An 889-nucleotide genomic window follows, 5' to 3' on the forward strand; every position below is an offset into this window, starting at 1 on the left:
ATGAGTACAGCATTGCCGATATCGCAACTTGGCCGTGGTACGGTAACTTAGTGCTGGGCCGCGCATACGATGCAGCCGAGTTTTTAGATGTGGAGGGCTACAAAAACGTTGTGCGTTGGGCGAAAGCGATTGATGAGCGAGAAGGTGTTAAACGTGGTCGTATTGTTAACCGCTCTTGGGGTGAAGAGTGGGAGCAACTAGCTGAGCGCCACAGTGCTGCAGACATTGATAATGTTTTGAAGCTGAAACCTTAAACGAAAAGATGTTAAGCGCACCATTAAAGGTGCGCTTTTTCGTTCCTCAATATTCTCTACTAAGACCTAAATATCATTAATAGATAGGTCGTATGTTTATTGATTATGTATTTTTCAATAATAGTAAACTGCGTATGTTGATATCATCTAAATCTATAAATGGTAAAGTCGATATTATTTATTTTTGTCTTTATTGATAATAGCCAGTTATGAATTTTAGTTTTGAGTTTTATAACTGATTAATTGATAATTAACCTTTGACATATCCTTTGTTTTTGTATGGAATATGCACAATTTCGTCTTACGCTTTTCTAATTAATAGTCATAAAGTGTTAACTATATGCATCTCAATACATTATGAGATGAAAGCGTATTTCTTAAATGAAAAAGAGCCAAACCATATCTAAGTAGGGGATATTAATTCCTTTCATTAATTTTTATATGGAATAATGACCTGCTTCGTCATGACGGAATAAAGCTCAAGTGTATGTTATTCATGTCATTAAAGAGGATATTTATGATGTCGTCGTTTAAGGCGTATTGGGTAGGAGTACGCGATCGAATTGCCACCCAAATTAAGGATAACCATTGTTTGGAATCCCTAGTGGTAAAGAAACAGCGTGTCAATCTAAACA

General features: G+C 36.1%; 1 pseudogene. It reads left to right on the forward strand.

The annotated features are described in order from the left end of the window. A pseudogene (locus tag R7Z77_RS24590) lies at positions 1 to 254 on the forward strand (glutathione-dependent disulfide-bond oxidoreductase); the annotation flags it as partial. Positions 255 to 889 lie beyond the last annotated feature (635 nt).

This window comes from Vibrio sp. 1401, from assembly GCF_033340295.1.